This is a genomic window from Bacteroides sp. MSK.20.82 (assembly GCF_019052485.1).
In the GTDB taxonomy this organism is placed as follows: domain Bacteria; phylum Bacteroidota; class Bacteroidia; order Bacteroidales; family Bacteroidaceae; genus Bacteroides; species Bacteroides thetaiotaomicron.
Window position 1 is genome coordinate 12,758 of sequence record NZ_JAHQUN010000057.1, and the last position, 16,320, is coordinate 29,077.

Annotated in this window: 15 protein-coding genes and 1 pseudogene; all 16 read left to right on the plus strand. The window is 39.9% G+C overall.

Annotated elements, in window-relative coordinates; all coding sequences use genetic code 11:
- Positions 1-32 precede the first annotated feature (32 nt).
- The 16 genes and pseudogenes from KTR07_RS24735 (at position 33) to KTR07_RS24815 (ending at position 16,168) form a co-directional block, all read left to right on the plus strand.
- The gene (locus tag KTR07_RS24735; protein WP_225720030.1) at positions 33-1,403 is read left to right on the plus strand and encodes an NDP-hexose 2,3-dehydratase family protein; all 1,371 of its coding nucleotides are present in this window, start codon (positions 33-35) and stop codon (positions 1,401-1,403) included.
- Positions 1,404-2,356: 953 nt separating this feature from the next.
- Positions 2,357-3,394, plus strand: coding sequence for a Gfo/Idh/MocA family protein (locus tag KTR07_RS24740; protein WP_070750272.1), 1,038 nt, complete (start codon positions 2,357-2,359; stop codon positions 3,392-3,394).
- The gene (locus KTR07_RS28845; RefSeq protein ID WP_081342072.1) at positions 3,378-3,605 is read left to right on the plus strand and encodes a WbuC family cupin fold metalloprotein; all 228 of its coding nucleotides are present in this window, start codon (positions 3,378-3,380) and stop codon (positions 3,603-3,605) included. The genes KTR07_RS24740 and KTR07_RS28845 overlap by 17 nt, the downstream gene beginning before the upstream one ends.
- 167 nt (positions 3,606-3,772) lie before the next feature.
- On the plus strand, positions 3,773-4,882 hold the full coding sequence (locus KTR07_RS24750; protein ID WP_070750273.1) for a glycosyltransferase: 1,110 nt from the start codon (positions 3,773-3,775) through the stop codon (positions 4,880-4,882).
- Positions 4,883-4,887: 5 nt separating this feature from the next.
- Positions 4,888-6,141 carry a hypothetical protein gene (locus KTR07_RS24755; protein WP_070750274.1) on the plus strand — a complete coding sequence of 418 codons (1,254 nt, stop codon included), beginning with the start codon at positions 4,888-4,890 and terminating at the stop codon, positions 6,139-6,141.
- A gap of 1 nt (position 6,142) precedes the next feature.
- Positions 6,143-7,237, plus strand: coding sequence for a glycosyltransferase (locus KTR07_RS24760; protein WP_113748561.1), 1,095 nt, complete (start codon positions 6,143-6,145; stop codon positions 7,235-7,237).
- A gap of 1,142 nt (positions 7,238-8,379) precedes the next feature.
- Complete coding sequence (locus KTR07_RS24770) at positions 8,380-9,651, plus strand: glycosyltransferase family 4 protein (RefSeq protein ID WP_070750277.1); 1,272 nt, start codon at positions 8,380-8,382, stop codon at positions 9,649-9,651.
- Between the two features lie 11 nt (positions 9,652-9,662).
- On the plus strand, positions 9,663-10,682 hold the full coding sequence (locus KTR07_RS24775) for a glycosyltransferase family 4 protein (protein ID WP_070750278.1): 1,020 nt from the start codon (positions 9,663-9,665) through the stop codon (positions 10,680-10,682).
- A 5-nt stretch (positions 10,683-10,687) separates the two neighbouring features.
- A pseudogene (locus KTR07_RS28850) lies at positions 10,688-11,047 on the plus strand (WbuC family cupin fold metalloprotein); the annotation flags it as partial.
- Between the two features lie 272 nt (positions 11,048-11,319).
- A complete protein-coding gene (locus KTR07_RS24785; RefSeq protein ID WP_165938116.1) occupies positions 11,320-11,478 on the plus strand; it encodes a hypothetical protein in 159 nt (52 codons plus the stop codon).
- A 104-nt stretch (positions 11,479-11,582) separates the two neighbouring features.
- The gene (locus KTR07_RS24790) at positions 11,583-11,951 is read left to right on the plus strand and encodes a hypothetical protein (protein WP_070750280.1); all 369 of its coding nucleotides are present in this window, start codon (positions 11,583-11,585) and stop codon (positions 11,949-11,951) included.
- Between the two features lie 37 nt (positions 11,952-11,988).
- The gene (locus KTR07_RS24795; protein WP_070750281.1) at positions 11,989-12,204 is read left to right on the plus strand and encodes a hypothetical protein; all 216 of its coding nucleotides are present in this window, start codon (positions 11,989-11,991) and stop codon (positions 12,202-12,204) included.
- On the plus strand, positions 12,205-12,342 hold the full coding sequence (locus KTR07_RS24800) for a hypothetical protein (protein WP_181590418.1): 138 nt from the start codon (positions 12,205-12,207) through the stop codon (positions 12,340-12,342).
- Positions 12,343-12,591: 249 nt separating this feature from the next.
- Positions 12,592-13,386 carry a polysaccharide biosynthesis/export family protein gene (locus tag KTR07_RS24805; RefSeq protein ID WP_070750297.1) on the plus strand — a complete coding sequence of 265 codons (795 nt, stop codon included), beginning with the start codon at positions 12,592-12,594 and terminating at the stop codon, positions 13,384-13,386.
- Between the two features lie 12 nt (positions 13,387-13,398).
- Positions 13,399-15,846 (plus strand): tyrosine-protein kinase, encoded by a 2,448-nt coding sequence (locus KTR07_RS24810; protein ID WP_113748560.1) that lies wholly within the window; start codon positions 13,399-13,401, stop codon positions 15,844-15,846.
- Between the two features lie 88 nt (positions 15,847-15,934).
- Entirely contained in the window at positions 15,935-16,168 is a 234-nt protein-coding gene (locus KTR07_RS24815; RefSeq protein ID WP_008760682.1) for a DUF4248 domain-containing protein, read from the plus strand.
- The last annotated feature ends 152 nt before the right edge of the window (positions 16,169-16,320 follow it).

Consider the following 16,320-nt stretch of genomic DNA (forward strand, 5'->3'; position numbering starts at 1 on the left):
TTTTAGTATCAGCTATGCACCATGGCTCGTTTATGTCAACTCGGGACATCCTTACATGGATGAAACAGCAGAACGATGAGGTAGTATCTAATATCAGACAGATTCCGCTGACAGAGTTGAAAGGCTGGAACTACCGTGATGATCGTATTCGTCATGAAAGTGGTAAATTTTTCAGCATTGACGGTATCCGTATTAATACCAACTATCGTGATGTTGCAGAGTGGGATCAGCCGATTATCAATCAGCCCGAGATGGGCTTTCTTGGCTTCATTGTAAAGAAGTTCGATGGAGTGATACATTTCCTCATGCAGGCGAAGATTGAGCCAGGTAATCTCAATGTGGTTCAGCTATCTCCTACACTACAGGCAACGAGAAGTAACTACACTCGAGTTCATGGAGGGAAATCACCTTATTATTTAGAATATTTCAATGGAGAAAGGGATGTAACTGTATTAGTTGACCAATTGCAATCAGAACAGGGAGCACGCTTTCTACATAAGCGAAACCGCAATATTATAGTAGAGGTTGATGAGAATGAAGAACTTGAGGTCAAGACCGGGTTCATTTGGGCATCGCTTGGCCAGATGAAAGAATTGCTAAGGTACCCAAATGTTGTCAACATGGATAGCCGTACAGTTATTTCATGTATCAAATTTGGTAGCTATTCTGAGCACTCTCTCAAACTGCTCGATACAGTAAAACAGCTGAGTGGGATTCAGTCCGATAGGCCAGACTCCTTCCTTTATTCGATGCTGAGCTCGGACAATCACCTGCATGACATTCAAGACATTATCCAATGGATAACATCACTGAAATTCAAATATGAACTGGATGTAAAGCCTATAGGCATCTCTGAGATGAACCATTGGGTATATGATGGAAACACAATACATCACGAAGACGGCAAGTACTTTGATGTGATGGGGTGTAAAGTAGAGATTGGCAATCGTGAGGTTGTCTCTTGGGATCAGCCGATGGTACGATCTGCTCAAGAAGGCCTGATGGGCTTCATCGTAAAGAAGATAAACGGAATATATCACTTCCTGGTACAGGCTAAGCTTGAGTCTGGCAACTTTGATGTGGTTGAGATGGCTCCTACCGTACAATGCCTTACTGGCAACTATCGTAAAGGACAGAATGAATATACCATTCCTTACTTGGAGCAAGTTTTGAATGCGCCAAAGGATAAGGTTTGGTATGCAAGCTATCAGAGCGAAGAGGGAGGAAGATTCTTCCAGGAGCAAAACCTTAATACTATTGTAGAGGTTGGAGATGAATTCCCCGTAGAGGTTGAAGAGAATTACTGTTGGATGACCCTCAACCAGATGCTCTCTTTCGTTATATACAACAACTATCTCAACATTGCTGCACGCTCGTTGCTGTCAGCTATTAGTTTATATTAATCGAGGTATGACTAATACAAAGGAAAGACTATCCTACATATCTGTATTGCGTTGTATAGTGGTGATTGTTGTTGTCTTCGGATATGCTATATGTATACAAGCAAATGGCATGTTCTCGGAACGGAGTGTGTAACACCCTTTTGGCAGAAAACAATTAATATTATATATGCAATACACATGTACTTATTTACAATAGTTTTCAACTATTTGTATGAATATTAACGTCTTATGGGTATGGCGCGAATTTAGAGTTTATAAAAAAATGTTAATGGAGTTTGTCCCATTCCTAATATGGGGCATAATTGAGTGTACCATAGATATGGGCATGACCTATAAGTATATTCTTGTAGGTCCACTTCATATATGGTATTTACGTTTTCTGATGGAAGTCTTTCTGATAAGAAGACTGTTAGATAAATGGATAGTCAATAATCCAATACTACCAATTTTGTTGATAGTAATTCAATATGTAATAGTTGATATCGTGGGAATGCATAGCATAGATGTCCCCATTTGATAATTATTATAGATATTTTTTGTTGGGTATAATTATATGTCAATTGTTAAACAGGAGAACAATTAATAGAAACGCAAACTATATAATGCTGACAGCGACTATAGTAGCATTCTTACTCAGTGGTGCCCTCTTGCCTCTTGGGTATTTGTATCTATTGTACTATTGACCAATGGATTGATTTACATTGCGTTTACAACAATAAATGTTAATCGATTGTCAAAATGGATTATCTCGCTAGATAAAGCAAGTATGGGTATATACCTAATACACCATCCTATCATTTGGAATCTTGTAAAGTATTCACAGACCCAATCAATACTGGCAGAGCATTACATCCTTGCTCCTATAATAGTTACTGCGGTTGTATTGGTTGTATCATAGTGACTTATAACGGTTATTCAGAAAACAAAATTTAGATTTATATTAGGTTAAAGACATGATTAGAATTGGTATTATATGTCCTTCGGAAATTGCACTTCGAAGATTTATACCTGCACTCCAGCAGGCTGGGGACTGTATCAAATTTGCAGCCATTGGTATTGCATCTTCTGAAGAATGGTTTGGTAATATTGAAAGCATTTCTCAAGAGCAAATAGATGAACAGCAATCTCGCGAGCGTGCGAAGGCTCAAGTATTTGTTGATCAATATGGGGGAGAGATCGTAGTTGGTTACGAAAACTTGGTATCAGCAGATGCAATAGATGCTGTGTATATTCCGCTCCCACCAGCTCTCCACCATAAGTGGGCTAAAAAGGCTATAGAAGTAGGCAAACATGTATTTGTAGAAAAGCCTTCAACCACCTCTTTGGCAGACACAGAAGACTTGATTGAAATGGCTTCTCAGAAAGGACTTGCACTTCACGAGAACTACATGTTTATCTATCACTCACAGTTGGAGGAAATCAACAATATTGTGAATAGTGGAGAGATTGGAGATGTTCGTTTGTATCGCATCTCTTTTGGTTTCCCTCGTCGAGCAGCTAATGACTTCCGCTACAACAAGAATCTTGGCGGTGGAGCCTTGCTTGATGCTGGTGGATATTGCATGAAATATGCGAACTACCTCTTAGGAGGTGATGCGCATGTAACAACTGCACAAGCAAATTATATAGACGAGTTTGAGGTGGACATGTACGGATCTGCATCTATGTGCAATAACAAAGGACAAGTCGCTCAGATTGCCTTTGGTATGGACAATGATTATCGTTGTGATATCGAAATCTGGGGTAGCATAGGCACCATTACCAGCGGGCGTATATTGACAGCTCCTGCGGGTTTTGTTTCATCATATACAGTCAAAAAGAATCAAGATATAGAAACGCGCTCACTTACTGCAGACGATGCTTTCTTGAAATCAATACAACGCTTTGTTGATTGTGTAAATGACAATGTAGTACGTATTGATGAATATGAGTTATTAAAAAAGCAAGAGCAACTTCTAGAGGAATTTAAGAAATATGCTTCTAACAAGTAAAATTCTTGATGAGACTACAACTAAGGCAAAGTTGAGTCCTCGTCTTCGGATGAACTGGAATTTACACGAGTCCTTCGAGGGCTCTGTACAAAGGATGTTCAATGCAATAGAATCAGGTTCAAAGATTCCCATTGCACGACATCCTAATTTATCAGAAACACTTATTATCTTAAGAGGAAGACTCAGAGTGTTGATAAACGAACGTTATTGATAATGTTGTTCTGAATCCTCGAACAGAGAATATTGGGTATCATATTCCAAAAGGGGGTGTGGCATCAGGTAGAGTCTTTGGAAGAAGGAACGATTCTTTTTGAAACGCGCGAAGGACCTTATGCTCCAGTAGCAGAACATGATATAATGAAATAAATAGAACGACTTATGAAGAAGATTTGCATATTTGGTGGCGGATCACTATATCGACTCTCGATATATAATCAAATGGCCAAAGAGATTGATTGTGATTTTTATATTGTTGAGGATGATCCTTCTGTAGGTATCAAATACTACAATAAAGAAGAACTACTCAACTATAGAGGCTCATTTGAACAAACAAAGGTGGTAGGTAACTTTTTTGTACTAAAGGGCGCTTTGTCACTTTTGAAGAAAGACTATGATATATATGTATTAGGAGGGCCTTTCTGTCTAACATATTGGCTTATGGTCATATATTGTCTTTTCTCAAAAAAGAAAGCAGCATCTTGGTCCCATGGAATGTATGGTAGAGAAACCGGAATTCGGAAGCTTATCAAAATCATGTATTACAAGTTATGTGCAATGAATTTTGTATATAACAACCGTGCTAAAAAAATAATGATTGAGAATGGAATCCGCCAAGATAGTATTTGTACGGTATATAATTCAATGGACTCCGTTCATGACCTTTCATTAAGAAAAAATCTGGTTAAAAGCAACGTGTATTCAAAATTCTTCTCAAATAGATATCCGGTGATTATCTTTGTTGGAAGAGTAATTAAAGATAAGCAATTGGACCAGATGATTGAGGCAATGCTAATTCTGCACGAGAAGGGATGTGATGTGAACTTCTTTGTTGTTGGAAAAGATGTAGATGGTGTAAATCTTAAAGATGTTGCAAGTAAATTTGGCGTGTCGGAACAAGTGTATCTATACGGTCCATGTTATGAAGAAGAGATTCTTTGCAATTTCTATTATAATGCAAGTCTTTGTGTATCACCAGGGCCTGTAGGTCTCACGGCTATTAGTTCGATGTCCTTTGGCTGTCCTGTCATCTCTCATAACGACTTCTCTCATCAGGGACCTGAGTTTGAGAGTATAGATCCCGGAAAGACTGGAGATTTTTTCGAATATAACAATGTAGAAGATTTGGCCAATGTTATAAAAAAATGGTTGGATGCTCACGCTAATGTCAGCAGTGATGAAGTATCAAGATGCGCTTTTGCAGAAGTGGACGGCAAATGGAATATATTTAGCGAAACGGACCGATTTAAGCAAACATTCGAAAATATGTAATAATTATGTTAGTACTTGTAAATTTCAATTCGTACCTTGGAGGTGGTGAAACACTCATGGTGCGTATGGCATCATACGTAAAGAATAGCAACAGGTCGTATTGTATGCTATGTACAGAACAGAGTTACATCTATGACGACTTGCGTAAAAACAATGTTGGCAACATCATTACTGTTCAAAATGACAAAGCGGATTTCTACTATAAGAATGCAGAGGAGCGTAAAGTTATTCTGTCGGAAATAAAAGATAAACTGCCTCAATCTAGCGAGTATTCTTTTGTAACCTTTTGTATGCGTGATCTTTATATGATAATACAGCTTACAAAGATTGTAACTAATGCAAAGGTTTGCCATTTAGTATTACACTATCAAGACAATCTTTATGTTTGTCAGAGTCTGTTTGATAAGGCATACAAAAAAATCTTTCACAAGGAGAGATATTCACGAACCGATCAAATTGAGTTTAATAAATCATTATTTAACCGCCTTTGTGAATCGGGAGCTATCATCCCTATGAGTGACCTGATGGTGAACTTTTGGAATAAGCAGTTCGGAATTAACCTTACTGCAGAAAATGTAGTAGCTTTACCGACCTACGATTTTCCTGAAGAGAAGCCTTCAATATTAGCAAACAATCATAAAATACTCTTCATTGGCAGAATCGTTGACTTTAAGATTCCTGGCCTTTGTGTTATGCTTAACTATATAAACAGACACAAAGAATATTCTTTGACTATTGTTGGAAATGGCGATAAACATTTGATTGACGAGTATATTGCCAAGAATAATATTGATACATCAAGGATAGAATTTGTAGGACAGGTCGATTATTCTAAGTTAGGCGATATCATCAAGCAGCATTCGATAGGTTATGCTATGGGAACCTCAGTTATTGAGATATGTAGATATGGACTTCCTGCAGTGATGGCTCTTAGTAATCCTGACCATCAACTTTTCAATCGTGATATTTGTGGAGGTCTCTATGCTAATTGTGTAAAAGGTAATGTAGGCGACAATTTGTTTGCTGGTGAAAGCCAAGATGATCAGCCTCTGTTGGAAGACGTGATGAAAGAGCTCGAGGCAAACTATGAAGCCTCGGCAGCAGCATGTTATGAATATATAAAGCGAGATTACGACTTTACAACAAATATTGAGAAATACCTCAATATTATTGATAAGGCAAAGATTGCCAACTTTTCGGATTTGGAGATTCCTCAATCTGGAAAAGTAAGAGCTTATTTACAAAATAAATTTAAGTAATATGATTTATCATATATACTGGGGTACCAGTGGTAACTCTGGCCTTTATCTAGATGAGATTTATCAAATCTTGAAAAAGGGTGGCTATAATCAGAAAATATATGTTAATTATTATTATCCTTTTGGCTATGGAGAGAAAATCTTCTTTAAAAGAGGAGATGTTGCAATGAGCAGGTACAAGGGCATAACTAGAAAATTATTCCAGTTACAGGAAATTCTTTGCGGTTATGTGAGGATTTTGTTTGCGTCCATGAAGGATAAACCTACTGTCATAAACTATTCACATGTTGGGCAGAGTTACTTCTTTATTGTGTGTTTTTTGCGCCTCCTGAAGAAAGTGTCTGGTGCCAAATTGATGATTACTTGTCACGATGTGAATCCGCACTCGGAAGGAAAAGGTGAAATGACTAATCGTTACAAGATTTTCCACTTAGCGGATTACCTGCTTGTTCATACAGAGAAATCTATTTTTGAATTGAATGAAAATTTTGGAATTAATAAGTCGGTAGTAGTGAAGCACCCTTTCCCCATAATGGATCTTTCAAAGCTTACGAAGGATGGTCCTAACCCATATTGCGATGTTGATTTTTTATTTATAGGACACCTTCGCAAAGACAAGGGTATTGAATTTCTGTTAGATAGCTGGCCTGAGTTTCACAAACTACACCCGAATGCGAAGTTGAGAGTATGCGGACGCAAGTTGCATGATGTATATTTCAATCAAGAACTACTTGAAAAATGTAATGTGGAATTCAATCTCCGTTATATATCAGACGATGATTATTATCACTATGTAAAAGCTGCTAGGTATGTTATTTTGCCATACTTGCAAGGAACAAATAGTGGTATTATTTCTACTGTCTTATCTTTAGGAACTGATGTAATTACATCAGATTTACCAATGTTTTTACAGAATCCACTTGTTCCTAAAGAAAATACCTTTCATACAGCTAATGCAGAATCTTTGGTTAATGTACTGCAGTTAAAATATAACACCTTAACAAATTTTGCATCTGGAAGGTTAGATGATTATAAGATTCGTTTTGAAGAATCGGTACTTTGCGTGTACAAAAGGATATATGCAACAGATGATTAGTTTAGCCATACCTTGGGTTTTGCTTTGTTGTTCCATTTTTATAATGGTGGAGTGCGTAAAACTGGATGTGGCAGAATTGGTTTTGATGGGTATACAACCTATCCCTCTGAGAAATACGGCTATGTAGTGCCGGAGAAAGATAAAGATTCGTGTAATTAACCTGCCCTTAGTTTAGTTGAAGGGTTTTCAGAACATAAGCGTGTAACATGTTTCACCGAGAAGCCAACCGTTGACCGTGCCAAGGAATTCCTTGCAGAGGGAGCTTATTGGAATGGTGGTATTTTTTCCTTCCGCTTAGGCTACATGATGGATATCGTGCACAAGTATGTACCCGCAGAAATCTCCGATTTAGAAACCGTAAGGTCGTGCTACTTCGAGTTCCCAAAGATCAGTTTCGACTATGAGGTGGCAGAGAAGAGGGTGGATACGAGAAGGTGATGAAGTATGTAAACAAGACGTTCCCAACGGATGAGGTGAATGAATTGGAGATTTATTATCATTGCTTTCCAGACGTGGAGATTCATTACCGTCCGTTCATTATGCATAACCCCATCAAGAACCAGAAACTGTATAAGTTCTTTAAAGAGGAAGGTGAGAGGTGTTTTGAGAATCGGATAGAATTGCCAAATGGTATAGGTTCCATATCTGTTCTTACTCTCTCGGTTAATTTAGTGCATCAGATGGTACATATCTCTCACCATTGGTATATGGAGGGGATTGGTCTTCGTCTTCGTCAACTCATGGACTACTATTTTCTTTTGTTAAACACAAATGATTGCAAAATTATATTCATGGCTTAGGATTGGATAGGTTTGCGTCTGCTTTGATGTGGGCTCTGGGAGAGGTGTTGGAATTTGAAAGGGGGCAAATGCTTTGGGCTCCAAATGAGGAGGATGAGTGATTAGTACTAGATGAGATTAACCGTACTGGCAACTTCGGACACATGGATGAGAACCGAAAGGACTTGAGTAAGCGATGGACGAGTTTTTGGTATGTGAACAGTAAGACGTTCCGATTCTGGAGGTTTGATCATTGGGCTTGGTTCTGGAGTCCTATGTGGAGGGTGTATCGATTTGGGTGTAGAAAACTCCATGAATATATAAATTATAAAAAAATCAAGGTTAAAATCATTATTGAATTATATGGCTACTGATAATCAGAAGAAGAGAATTTTGTTTGTTTGCCAGTACTTTTATCCGGAGGTGTTTCGTGGCAATGATATCGCATTTCATTGGGCGGAAGAGGGGCATGAGGTGCATGTGGTGACAGGTGTTCCTAACTATCCGGATGGGGTGTTCCATAAAGGATATGGGGTATTTAAGAAGAGGCAAGAAACCATAAAAGGTGTTCATGTGACACATCTGCCGATTGTGCCTCGTGGTAATGATAGTAAGATCATGTTGATGCTGAATTATTTCAGCTATTTCATAGTGGCATGCATGTATGTACTCTGGAAGGTGTTCGCAGATAGTTTCAAAGGTTTTTTGGGTTTCAAGAAATCGTTCGAATTTGACTTTGTATTCTGCCAGCAGTTGTCACCTGTGATGATGTCGTTGCCTGCTGTACTATATAAGAAACTGAAGAAAGTGCTGCTGTACACTTGGGTGCTGGACCTTTGGCCGGAGAGTTTGTCAGCTGCAGGTGGCATCAGCAACAAGCATATTCTCGGATTCTTCGACTGGTTTGTGAAGAAGGAGTATAAGTGGAGCGACAAGATACTGACGAGTTCTAAGAGCTTTGATCAGAGTATTCGTACCTACGGAGATTATAAGGGTAAGATTGTATATTATCCTCAGTGGTCGGATGGTTCCCCTTCAACCCCTTTTTTACCTCCAAACTATTCTTTGCCCGAAATCCTTTCAGGTTTCAAGGTGATGTTTGCAGGTGCTGTGGGTGAGGCTCAAGGTATGGAGTGTAACATGCAGGCGACTTTACTGACTAAGGAACGTAAGGATATCAAGTGGGTGATAGTGGGCGATGGTCGCAGGTTACCTTGGGTGCAGCAGTTTGTGAAAGAACATGGGCTGGAGGAGACGGTACTGACTTTGGGCCGCTATCCTTCGGAAACGATGCCATTGTTCTTTGAGAAGGCAGATGTGATGCTGGTGTCGCTTACTGACTCGCCTCTGTTTAACTTGTATGCGCCTGCTAAGATAAGTAGTTATATGGCGAGTGGCCGTCCGATCATTGCGTGCCTGAATGGTGAGGGGGCTGAGGTGGTGAAGGCTGCAGAGTGTGGCTGGTTGGTGGCGGCTGGTGATGCTGAGGGGCTGGCAAAGTTGGTTATACGTCTGGCGGATGAGAACAAGGAGACTTTGAATGCGAAGGGTGCTTGCGGATTGAAGTTCTACAAGGAGAACTTTGATAAAGAGAAGTGCTTGAGTAATCTTGATGATATTGTGTTTAGTAAATAATTATACTTATTATGAACTCATATTTGATTTTAGCATTCATATTCGTAATTCTCTTAGTCTTGGAGTTGGCATATTTCAAGATTGCCGACAAGTTCAATATCATTGATAAGCCGAATGAGCGCTCATCGCATTCTATGATTGTGCTTCGTGGTGGCGGTATTATTTTCTTGTTGTCGCTATGGATATGGAGCATGTTTGCTTCGACTGGTATAGTTGGTGCTTCGGTTTTGTATCCTTGGTTTCTTGGAGCAGTTTCATTGATTGCTGGAATCAGCTTCATTGATGATATCCGCTCGCTGCCTGACTGTGTGCGACTGGTTGTGCAGTTCGTGGCAATGACAATGATGTTCTACCAGTTGGATATTCTTCACTTGGATATGTGGTGGGTTGTAATCCTGGCATTGATCGTGTGCGTGGGAGCATCGAATGTCATCAACTTTATGGATGGGGTAAATGGCATTACTGGAGCATATACGATGGCTTCATTGCTGCCACTTGCTATCTTGAACAGTTCCATGGGCTTTGTCGATCAGAGTCTCATTTATGTGGTAATTATTGCGGACATAGTATTCTGTCTGTTTAACTTCCGACCAAAGAGAAAAGTAAAATGCTTTGCTGGAGATGTGGGCTCTATCGGAGTGGCTTATATTCTTTTGTTTATGATTGGATCTCTTATCCTAATGACTAGAGATGTGACATATTTGATATTCTTGCTTGTCTATGGTGTGGATGGTTGCTTGACAATCTGCCACCGCATTATGCTTCATGAGAACTTGGGAGAGGCACATCGCAAACATGCATATCAGCTGATGGCGAATGAATTGAAAATTGGTCATGTAAAGGTTTCTAGCCTCTATGCCGTAATGCAGTTCGCAATTTCTTTGGGATTCATTTATCTTTGTCCTAGTACAACAGTTGCACATTGGATTTATTTGGTATCAACTATCATTATACTTGCTGTAGTTTATATTCTTTTCAAGAAAAAATACTATCACCTTCATGAGGAGTACCTTGCTTCTCTTTCAAAATAATCTCTATGATTCAAATTGATCATAAACTTATATCAGAACTTTTTGACCAAGCACAGGTGAATCCACGCTTACGTCAAAACTATGATTTACGTACAAGTTCCGATGATGGTAGTCAACGCATGCTTAATGTGTTGATGCCAGGAACTGTTGTGCCCATTCATCGTCATCCGAATAGTAATGAAAATGTAATTCTTCTTTGTGGCAAACTCATCGAAGTTCTTTACGATGAACATGGAAATGAAACTGAACGTGTTCACCTTGATCCAACAATAGGTAATTTCGGTTGTGTTGTACCAGCAGGTGCTTGGCACACAGTAGAAGTTCTTGAACCATCTGCTATCTATGAGGCAAAAGATGGTAAGTACGGAGAGGATGGAAGCGAAATATTTGAGGAATTCCAGTCAAAGAATATTCAAGATTCTTGTCCAACACCCTTCTCTAACTCTCTCGGTGGTTTAAAAAAGAATATCGAGTATCTCATTGGTATGGAACGTCAGACCGGTTCCATTGATCCTATTTCACCCCAATACATATCGCAAACCCTTAATGTCTCTTTAGAAGATGTAGAGAGGTTTTTGCAAGACCTAAATACTTGACGAATTAACAATATTTATTCACAAACTAAACCATAATGACTATGATCACAGAAGAATTAAAAAAACGTGTTACTGATTTTGTTGGAATGGAACAGCGCAATGGTGAGTCTCTGTGTATGTTGACAGCTGAGTATGTGGCTCGATGTATGCAGATTAGCCTTGAAGACGTCATTGAAGCACTCGAAGCTCTCAAAAAGTAATAATGGTTATCTGTCAACACAAGTAGGGCTAATGTCTGCGGTTTGACAGAAGTCTACTAATATCAACCATAATGAATTTATCTTACATTTTTCATAAAAAGACGATGAGCATAACATCGTTTATATACCGTAGCAATTTGGGGCTTGTCTATAAGGAGTCACTTTCCCGAATTGTCGCCTTCCTTGGTGTGCCCATCAGTGAATCAGCGGGTAAGCCTACCATGATTGAGAAGATCGACTCTTACGTCAAGTCAAATCCGATAGAGGTATTGGAAAAGCTTTGCGTGAAGGAACTGGAACTGGTCCGGGAGTTTGTCAAGGCGAGTCCCGATATCCCTGTGGTAAAAGCTTCCCGTCGGACCTATGATACCCTGAAGATGCTTCTCTTGGTCTCTGTGTGTTATGACAAGAAGACGCGGAAGGGGAATCTGTTGATGGTCGATGAATTGCGGGAATTGTTTGCCCCACCTTGATTCCGTCCTGAAAAAAGCCTGAAAGAAGGCGAAGAAATTGGCGGCAGAACCGGATATGCCGGTCATCCCCTCCCCTTCCAAAACTGAGATCGATGACTTTGATAATGCCCTCTCTGAGCTGGACTATAACGATCCCATGTCTTTCTTTGATGTCGCACGAAGGCTGGAGGCAGTCATAGTCCGTGAGGAGGGAGTGGAAACAAAACGTGCGGCAATCGGATATCAGAATATGAACGCCATTAACAGCGAATGAATGTCAGGAAAGAACGATCAGAACTTTATCGCCTTCTGTGACGAGTTAAGGGCGTATGTTCTGGAAAACCGTCACTTCCCGAATAAACATACCCGGCTCTTGAATAAGATAAAATTTGTCCGTCGAAAGATCAATTAAGGCACGCTGGAGGAGTGGAAACTGAAAATGTTCCTCGACATAGCGGGGATGAGGGATATGGACGGGTATACCGGAGGGCGAAAGAAGAAGCAGGAGGAACAATAAAGGTATCCTACGTCTGTTTATTTCGACATAAAAGAAAATATGAAAATACTTTACCCGAGAATTCCAATCATATACCGTAGTGACCGTGCTAAATGGGGTATCCGGTCTTGCGAAGAATTGTATAACCCCAGCAAAAAGAAATATATGAAACGATTGAAACAATTATTCTATTGCGTATTGGCGGCATTAATGTTTACCGGCTGCCAGTCCTACAAAAAAGTACCTTACCTGCAGGATGCTGAAGTTGTATTGTACAATACCCAGGATGCAGAACTTTATGATGCTAAGATTATGCCCAAGGATCTGCTGACAATAGTGGTGTCATGTACCAGTCCTGAATTGGCTGCGCCTTTCAACTTAACAGTGGCTACGCAGAGTAATGCTGCTTTGAGTTATACAACTACACAGCCTGTTCTACAGCAATATTTAGTTGATAACGATGGTAATATCAATTTCCCCGTATTGGGTGAACTTCATGTAGGCGGATTGACAAAGAAGGCGACCGAACAAATGATCGTGGAAAAACTGAAACCTTATATTACGGAAACTCCTATTGTAACGGTACGTATGGTAAATTATAAGATTTCTGTGATTGGAGAAGTTGCCCGTCCTGGTACATTCACGATTTCCAATGAAAAGGTGAACATCTTGGAAGCTTTGGCTATGGCAGGTGATATGACTGTATACGGCCTGCGTGATGATGTTAAGCTGATACGGGAGAATGCCAATGGTAAGCAGGAAATTATTCCGTTGGACCTGAACAAGGCGGAAACTATTCTTTCTCCTTATTACTATTTGCAGCAGAATGATATCATCTACGTGACTCCCAATAAAGCGAAAGCACGAAATTCGGATATCGGCACTAGTACAAGCTTGTGGTTCTCTGCTACTTCGATCCTTGTTTCTATTGCCAGTTTATTGTTTAACATCTTGAAATAAAAAGAAAGGGTTATGAAGGAAGAAAATCAAAACGTGAAGGAACGTGAATTGACTGAGGAGCAAATTGATTTCCGGACACTTCTTTTTAAATACATCATTCACTGGCCCTGGTTTGTAGGTGCGGTGTTGCTATGTTTTGTTGGTGCATGGTTTTATTTGCATTGGGCTACACCCATTTATAATATTTCCGCTACCGTCCTAATAAAAGACGAGAAGAAAGGCGGAGGTGCAGGACTTTCTTCGGAACTGGAGGATATGGGGTTAAGCGGTGTGATGACTTCTTCTAAAAACATTGATAACGAGTTGGAAGTTCTGCGTTCGAAAACACTTGTAAAAGAGGTTGTGAATCAGTTGGGATTGTATATAACTTATAAAGATGAGGATGAATTTCCTGCTAAAGGTCTATATAAGACATCTCCGGTGCAGGTGAGCTTGACACCTCAAGAGGCTGAAAAATTGAATGCACCGATGATGGTGGAAATGACTTTACAGCCTAAAGGTAGTATGGATGTGAATGTGACTGTGGGTGAGAAGGGCTATCAGAAGCATTTTGAGAAGTTGCCTGCTATCTTCCCGACTGATGAAGGCACGCTGGCCTTCTTTCAGACTGCTGATTCGGTAACTTTGCAAGATGGAACTAAAGTTCCTCGGATAGAGAAGAACGTACGCCATATAACTGCGACAATAAACAAACCGATGAGAGTGGCAAGAGACTATTGTAACAGTCTGTCTATTGCTCCTACTTCTAAAACGACTTCTGTTGCTGTGATTTCATTGAAGAACTCCAGTCTGCAGCGTGGACAGGACTTTATCAACCAGTTGCTTGAAATGTATAATCGCAATACGAACAATGATAAGAACGAGATCGCCCAGAAGACAGCTGAGTTTATTGATGAACGTATTGATATTATTTCAAAAGAATTGGGTAGTACGGAAGCTAATCTGGAGTCCTTCAAGCGTGATGCCGGTATCACGGACTTGACGAGTGAAGCTCAGATAGCTTTGGCCGGTAATGCGGAATATGAAAAGAAGAGCGTAGAGAATCGTACTCAAATCAGTTTGGTGAATGACTTGCGTAAGTATTTACGAGGCAATGAATACGAAGTCTTGCCGAGTAATGTAGGTTTGCAGGATGCAGCCTTGATTGGAGCTATTGAACGTTACAACGAGATGTTGATGGAACGTAAACGCCTGTTACGTACATCAACAGAGAATAACCCTACGATTGTGAATCTAGATACGAGTATCCGTGCCATGAAAGCTAATGTACAGGCTACTCTTGAAGGAACCTTGCAGGGGTTGATGATTACTAAAGAGAGTCTTGACCGTGAAGCAAGTCGTTATTCCCGTCGTATCAGCAACGCTCCGGGACAGGAACGTGCTTATGTAAGTATTGCCCGTCAGCAGGAGATCAAAGCTGGCTTGTATCTGATGTTGTTACAGAAACGTGAAGAGAATGCGATTGCGCTTGCTGCCACTGCCAATAATGCGAAAATTATTGATGAAGCGATAGCTGACGATATTCCGGTATCTCCCAAACGCTCTATGATTTATTTGATTGCATTGGTACTTGGTGTTGGAATTCCGGTTGGTATCATCTACTTGGTTGAACTGACAAAATTCAAGATCGAAGGTCGTGCCGATGTAGAGAAACTAACGAGTGTTCCTGTTGTCGGTGATATTCCATTAACTGATGAGAAGAATGATAAGAATGGTTCTATCGCCGTCTTCGAGAACAAGAATAATCTGATGAGTGAAACTTTCCGTAATATTCGGACCAATCTTCAGTTTATGCTAGATAATGATCAGAAGGTGATCCTTGTGACCTCAACTGTCAGTGGTGAAGGAAAATCGTTTGTTTCGTCGAATTTGGCTATCAGTCTTTCTCTTTTGGGAAAGAAAGTGGTGATTGTCGGACTCGATATTCGTAAGCCGGGGTTGAATAAAGTATTCCAGCTCTCTAATAAGGAGAGAGGTATTACTCAGTATCTTTCCAATCCTGAAACGGATTTGATGGAACTTGTTCAGCCTTCTGATGTAAATAAGAATCTGTTTATTCTTCCGGGTGGTACTGTTCCTCCTAATCCGACAGAATTGTTAGCCCGTAACGGTTTGGACAGAGCGATAGAAACTTTGAAGAAGAACTTCGATTATGTCATCCTTGATACTGCTCCTATCGGCATGGTGACGGATACCTTATTAATAGGTCGTGTAGCAGACTTGTCAGTTTACGTATGCCGTGCTGACTACACTCATAAGGCGGAATATACATTGATCAATGAACTGTCTTTTGAGAAGAAGCTGCCTAATCTTTGTACCGTCATTAACGGTGTAGACCTGAAGAAGCGAAAATACGGTTATTACTACGGCTACGGCAAGTATGGCAAGCATTATGGCTATGGCAAACGTTATGGTTACGGCTATGGATATGGTCAGACCAAAAGTGAAAGAAAAGACTAGTAAATTTGAAATAAAATATGAAAAAAACGTAGGAAATGGGTGAATTATTTTGTATCTTTATTGCTTATAAACCAAGTATAAAGAGACAATGAATCAACCGGATTTTGTAGTGAAATGCTACAATAAACAAGACTTAGCCCAAATGTATTTTCCTGATATAACTGTTCGCGCTTCAGTAAATAAACTTCGTCGTTGGATGCGTAGGTGTCAACCATTAATGGATGAAATACTTTCTACGGATTTTCATCCGAAAACGAAGGCTTTTTCTGTGCGGGAAGTAAGGTTAATCACCTATTATTTGGGCAAGCCGGGAGATTTATAACCCAAAATCCTTTTTATTCATTCAACAAAAACTACGGGAGGCAGCACTTTCGCCATCTCCCGTAGTTTTTTTTATAATTCTGAATATTCCTTTCTCGGTAAGCCCCCGATAAAGTACCCGTTGTCTTTGTATCTTTAAGTCTCGATCTTTGC

What these genes read in the sequence shown, in the direction of transcription:
- KTR07_RS24770 (WP_070750277.1), top strand. Translation starts at nt 8,380, where the DNA reads ATGGCTACTGATAATCAGAAGAAGAGAATTTTGTTTGTTTGCCAGTAC.
- KTR07_RS24740 (WP_070750272.1), top strand. Translation starts at nt 2,357, where the DNA reads ATGATTAGAATTGGTATTATATGTCCTTCGGAAATTGCACTTCGAAGA.
- KTR07_RS28845 (WP_081342072.1), top strand. Translation starts at nt 3,378, where the DNA reads ATGCTTCTAACAAGTAAAATTCTTGATGAGACTACAACTAAGGCAAAG.
- KTR07_RS24775 (WP_070750278.1), top strand. Translation starts at nt 9,663, where the DNA reads ATGAACTCATATTTGATTTTAGCATTCATATTCGTAATTCTCTTAGTC.
- KTR07_RS24735 (WP_225720030.1), top strand. Translation starts at nt 33, where the DNA reads ATGTCAACTCGGGACATCCTTACATGGATGAAACAGCAGAACGATGAG.
- KTR07_RS24750 (WP_070750273.1), top strand. Translation starts at nt 3,773, where the DNA reads ATGAAGAAGATTTGCATATTTGGTGGCGGATCACTATATCGACTCTCG.
- KTR07_RS24810 (WP_113748560.1), top strand. Translation starts at nt 13,399, where the DNA reads ATGAAGGAAGAAAATCAAAACGTGAAGGAACGTGAATTGACTGAGGAG.
- KTR07_RS24755 (WP_070750274.1), top strand. Translation starts at nt 4,888, where the DNA reads ATGTTAGTACTTGTAAATTTCAATTCGTACCTTGGAGGTGGTGAAACA.
- KTR07_RS24790 (WP_070750280.1), top strand. Translation starts at nt 11,583, where the DNA reads ATGAGCATAACATCGTTTATATACCGTAGCAATTTGGGGCTTGTCTAT.
- KTR07_RS24815 (WP_008760682.1), top strand. Translation starts at nt 15,935, where the DNA reads ATGAATCAACCGGATTTTGTAGTGAAATGCTACAATAAACAAGACTTA.
- KTR07_RS24760 (WP_113748561.1), top strand. Translation starts at nt 6,143, where the DNA reads ATGATTTATCATATATACTGGGGTACCAGTGGTAACTCTGGCCTTTAT.
- KTR07_RS24800 (WP_181590418.1), top strand. Translation starts at nt 12,205, where the DNA reads ATGTCAGGAAAGAACGATCAGAACTTTATCGCCTTCTGTGACGAGTTA.
- KTR07_RS24805 (WP_070750297.1), top strand. Translation starts at nt 12,592, where the DNA reads ATGAAACGATTGAAACAATTATTCTATTGCGTATTGGCGGCATTAATG.
- KTR07_RS24785 (WP_165938116.1), top strand. Translation starts at nt 11,320, where the DNA reads ATGATCACAGAAGAATTAAAAAAACGTGTTACTGATTTTGTTGGAATG.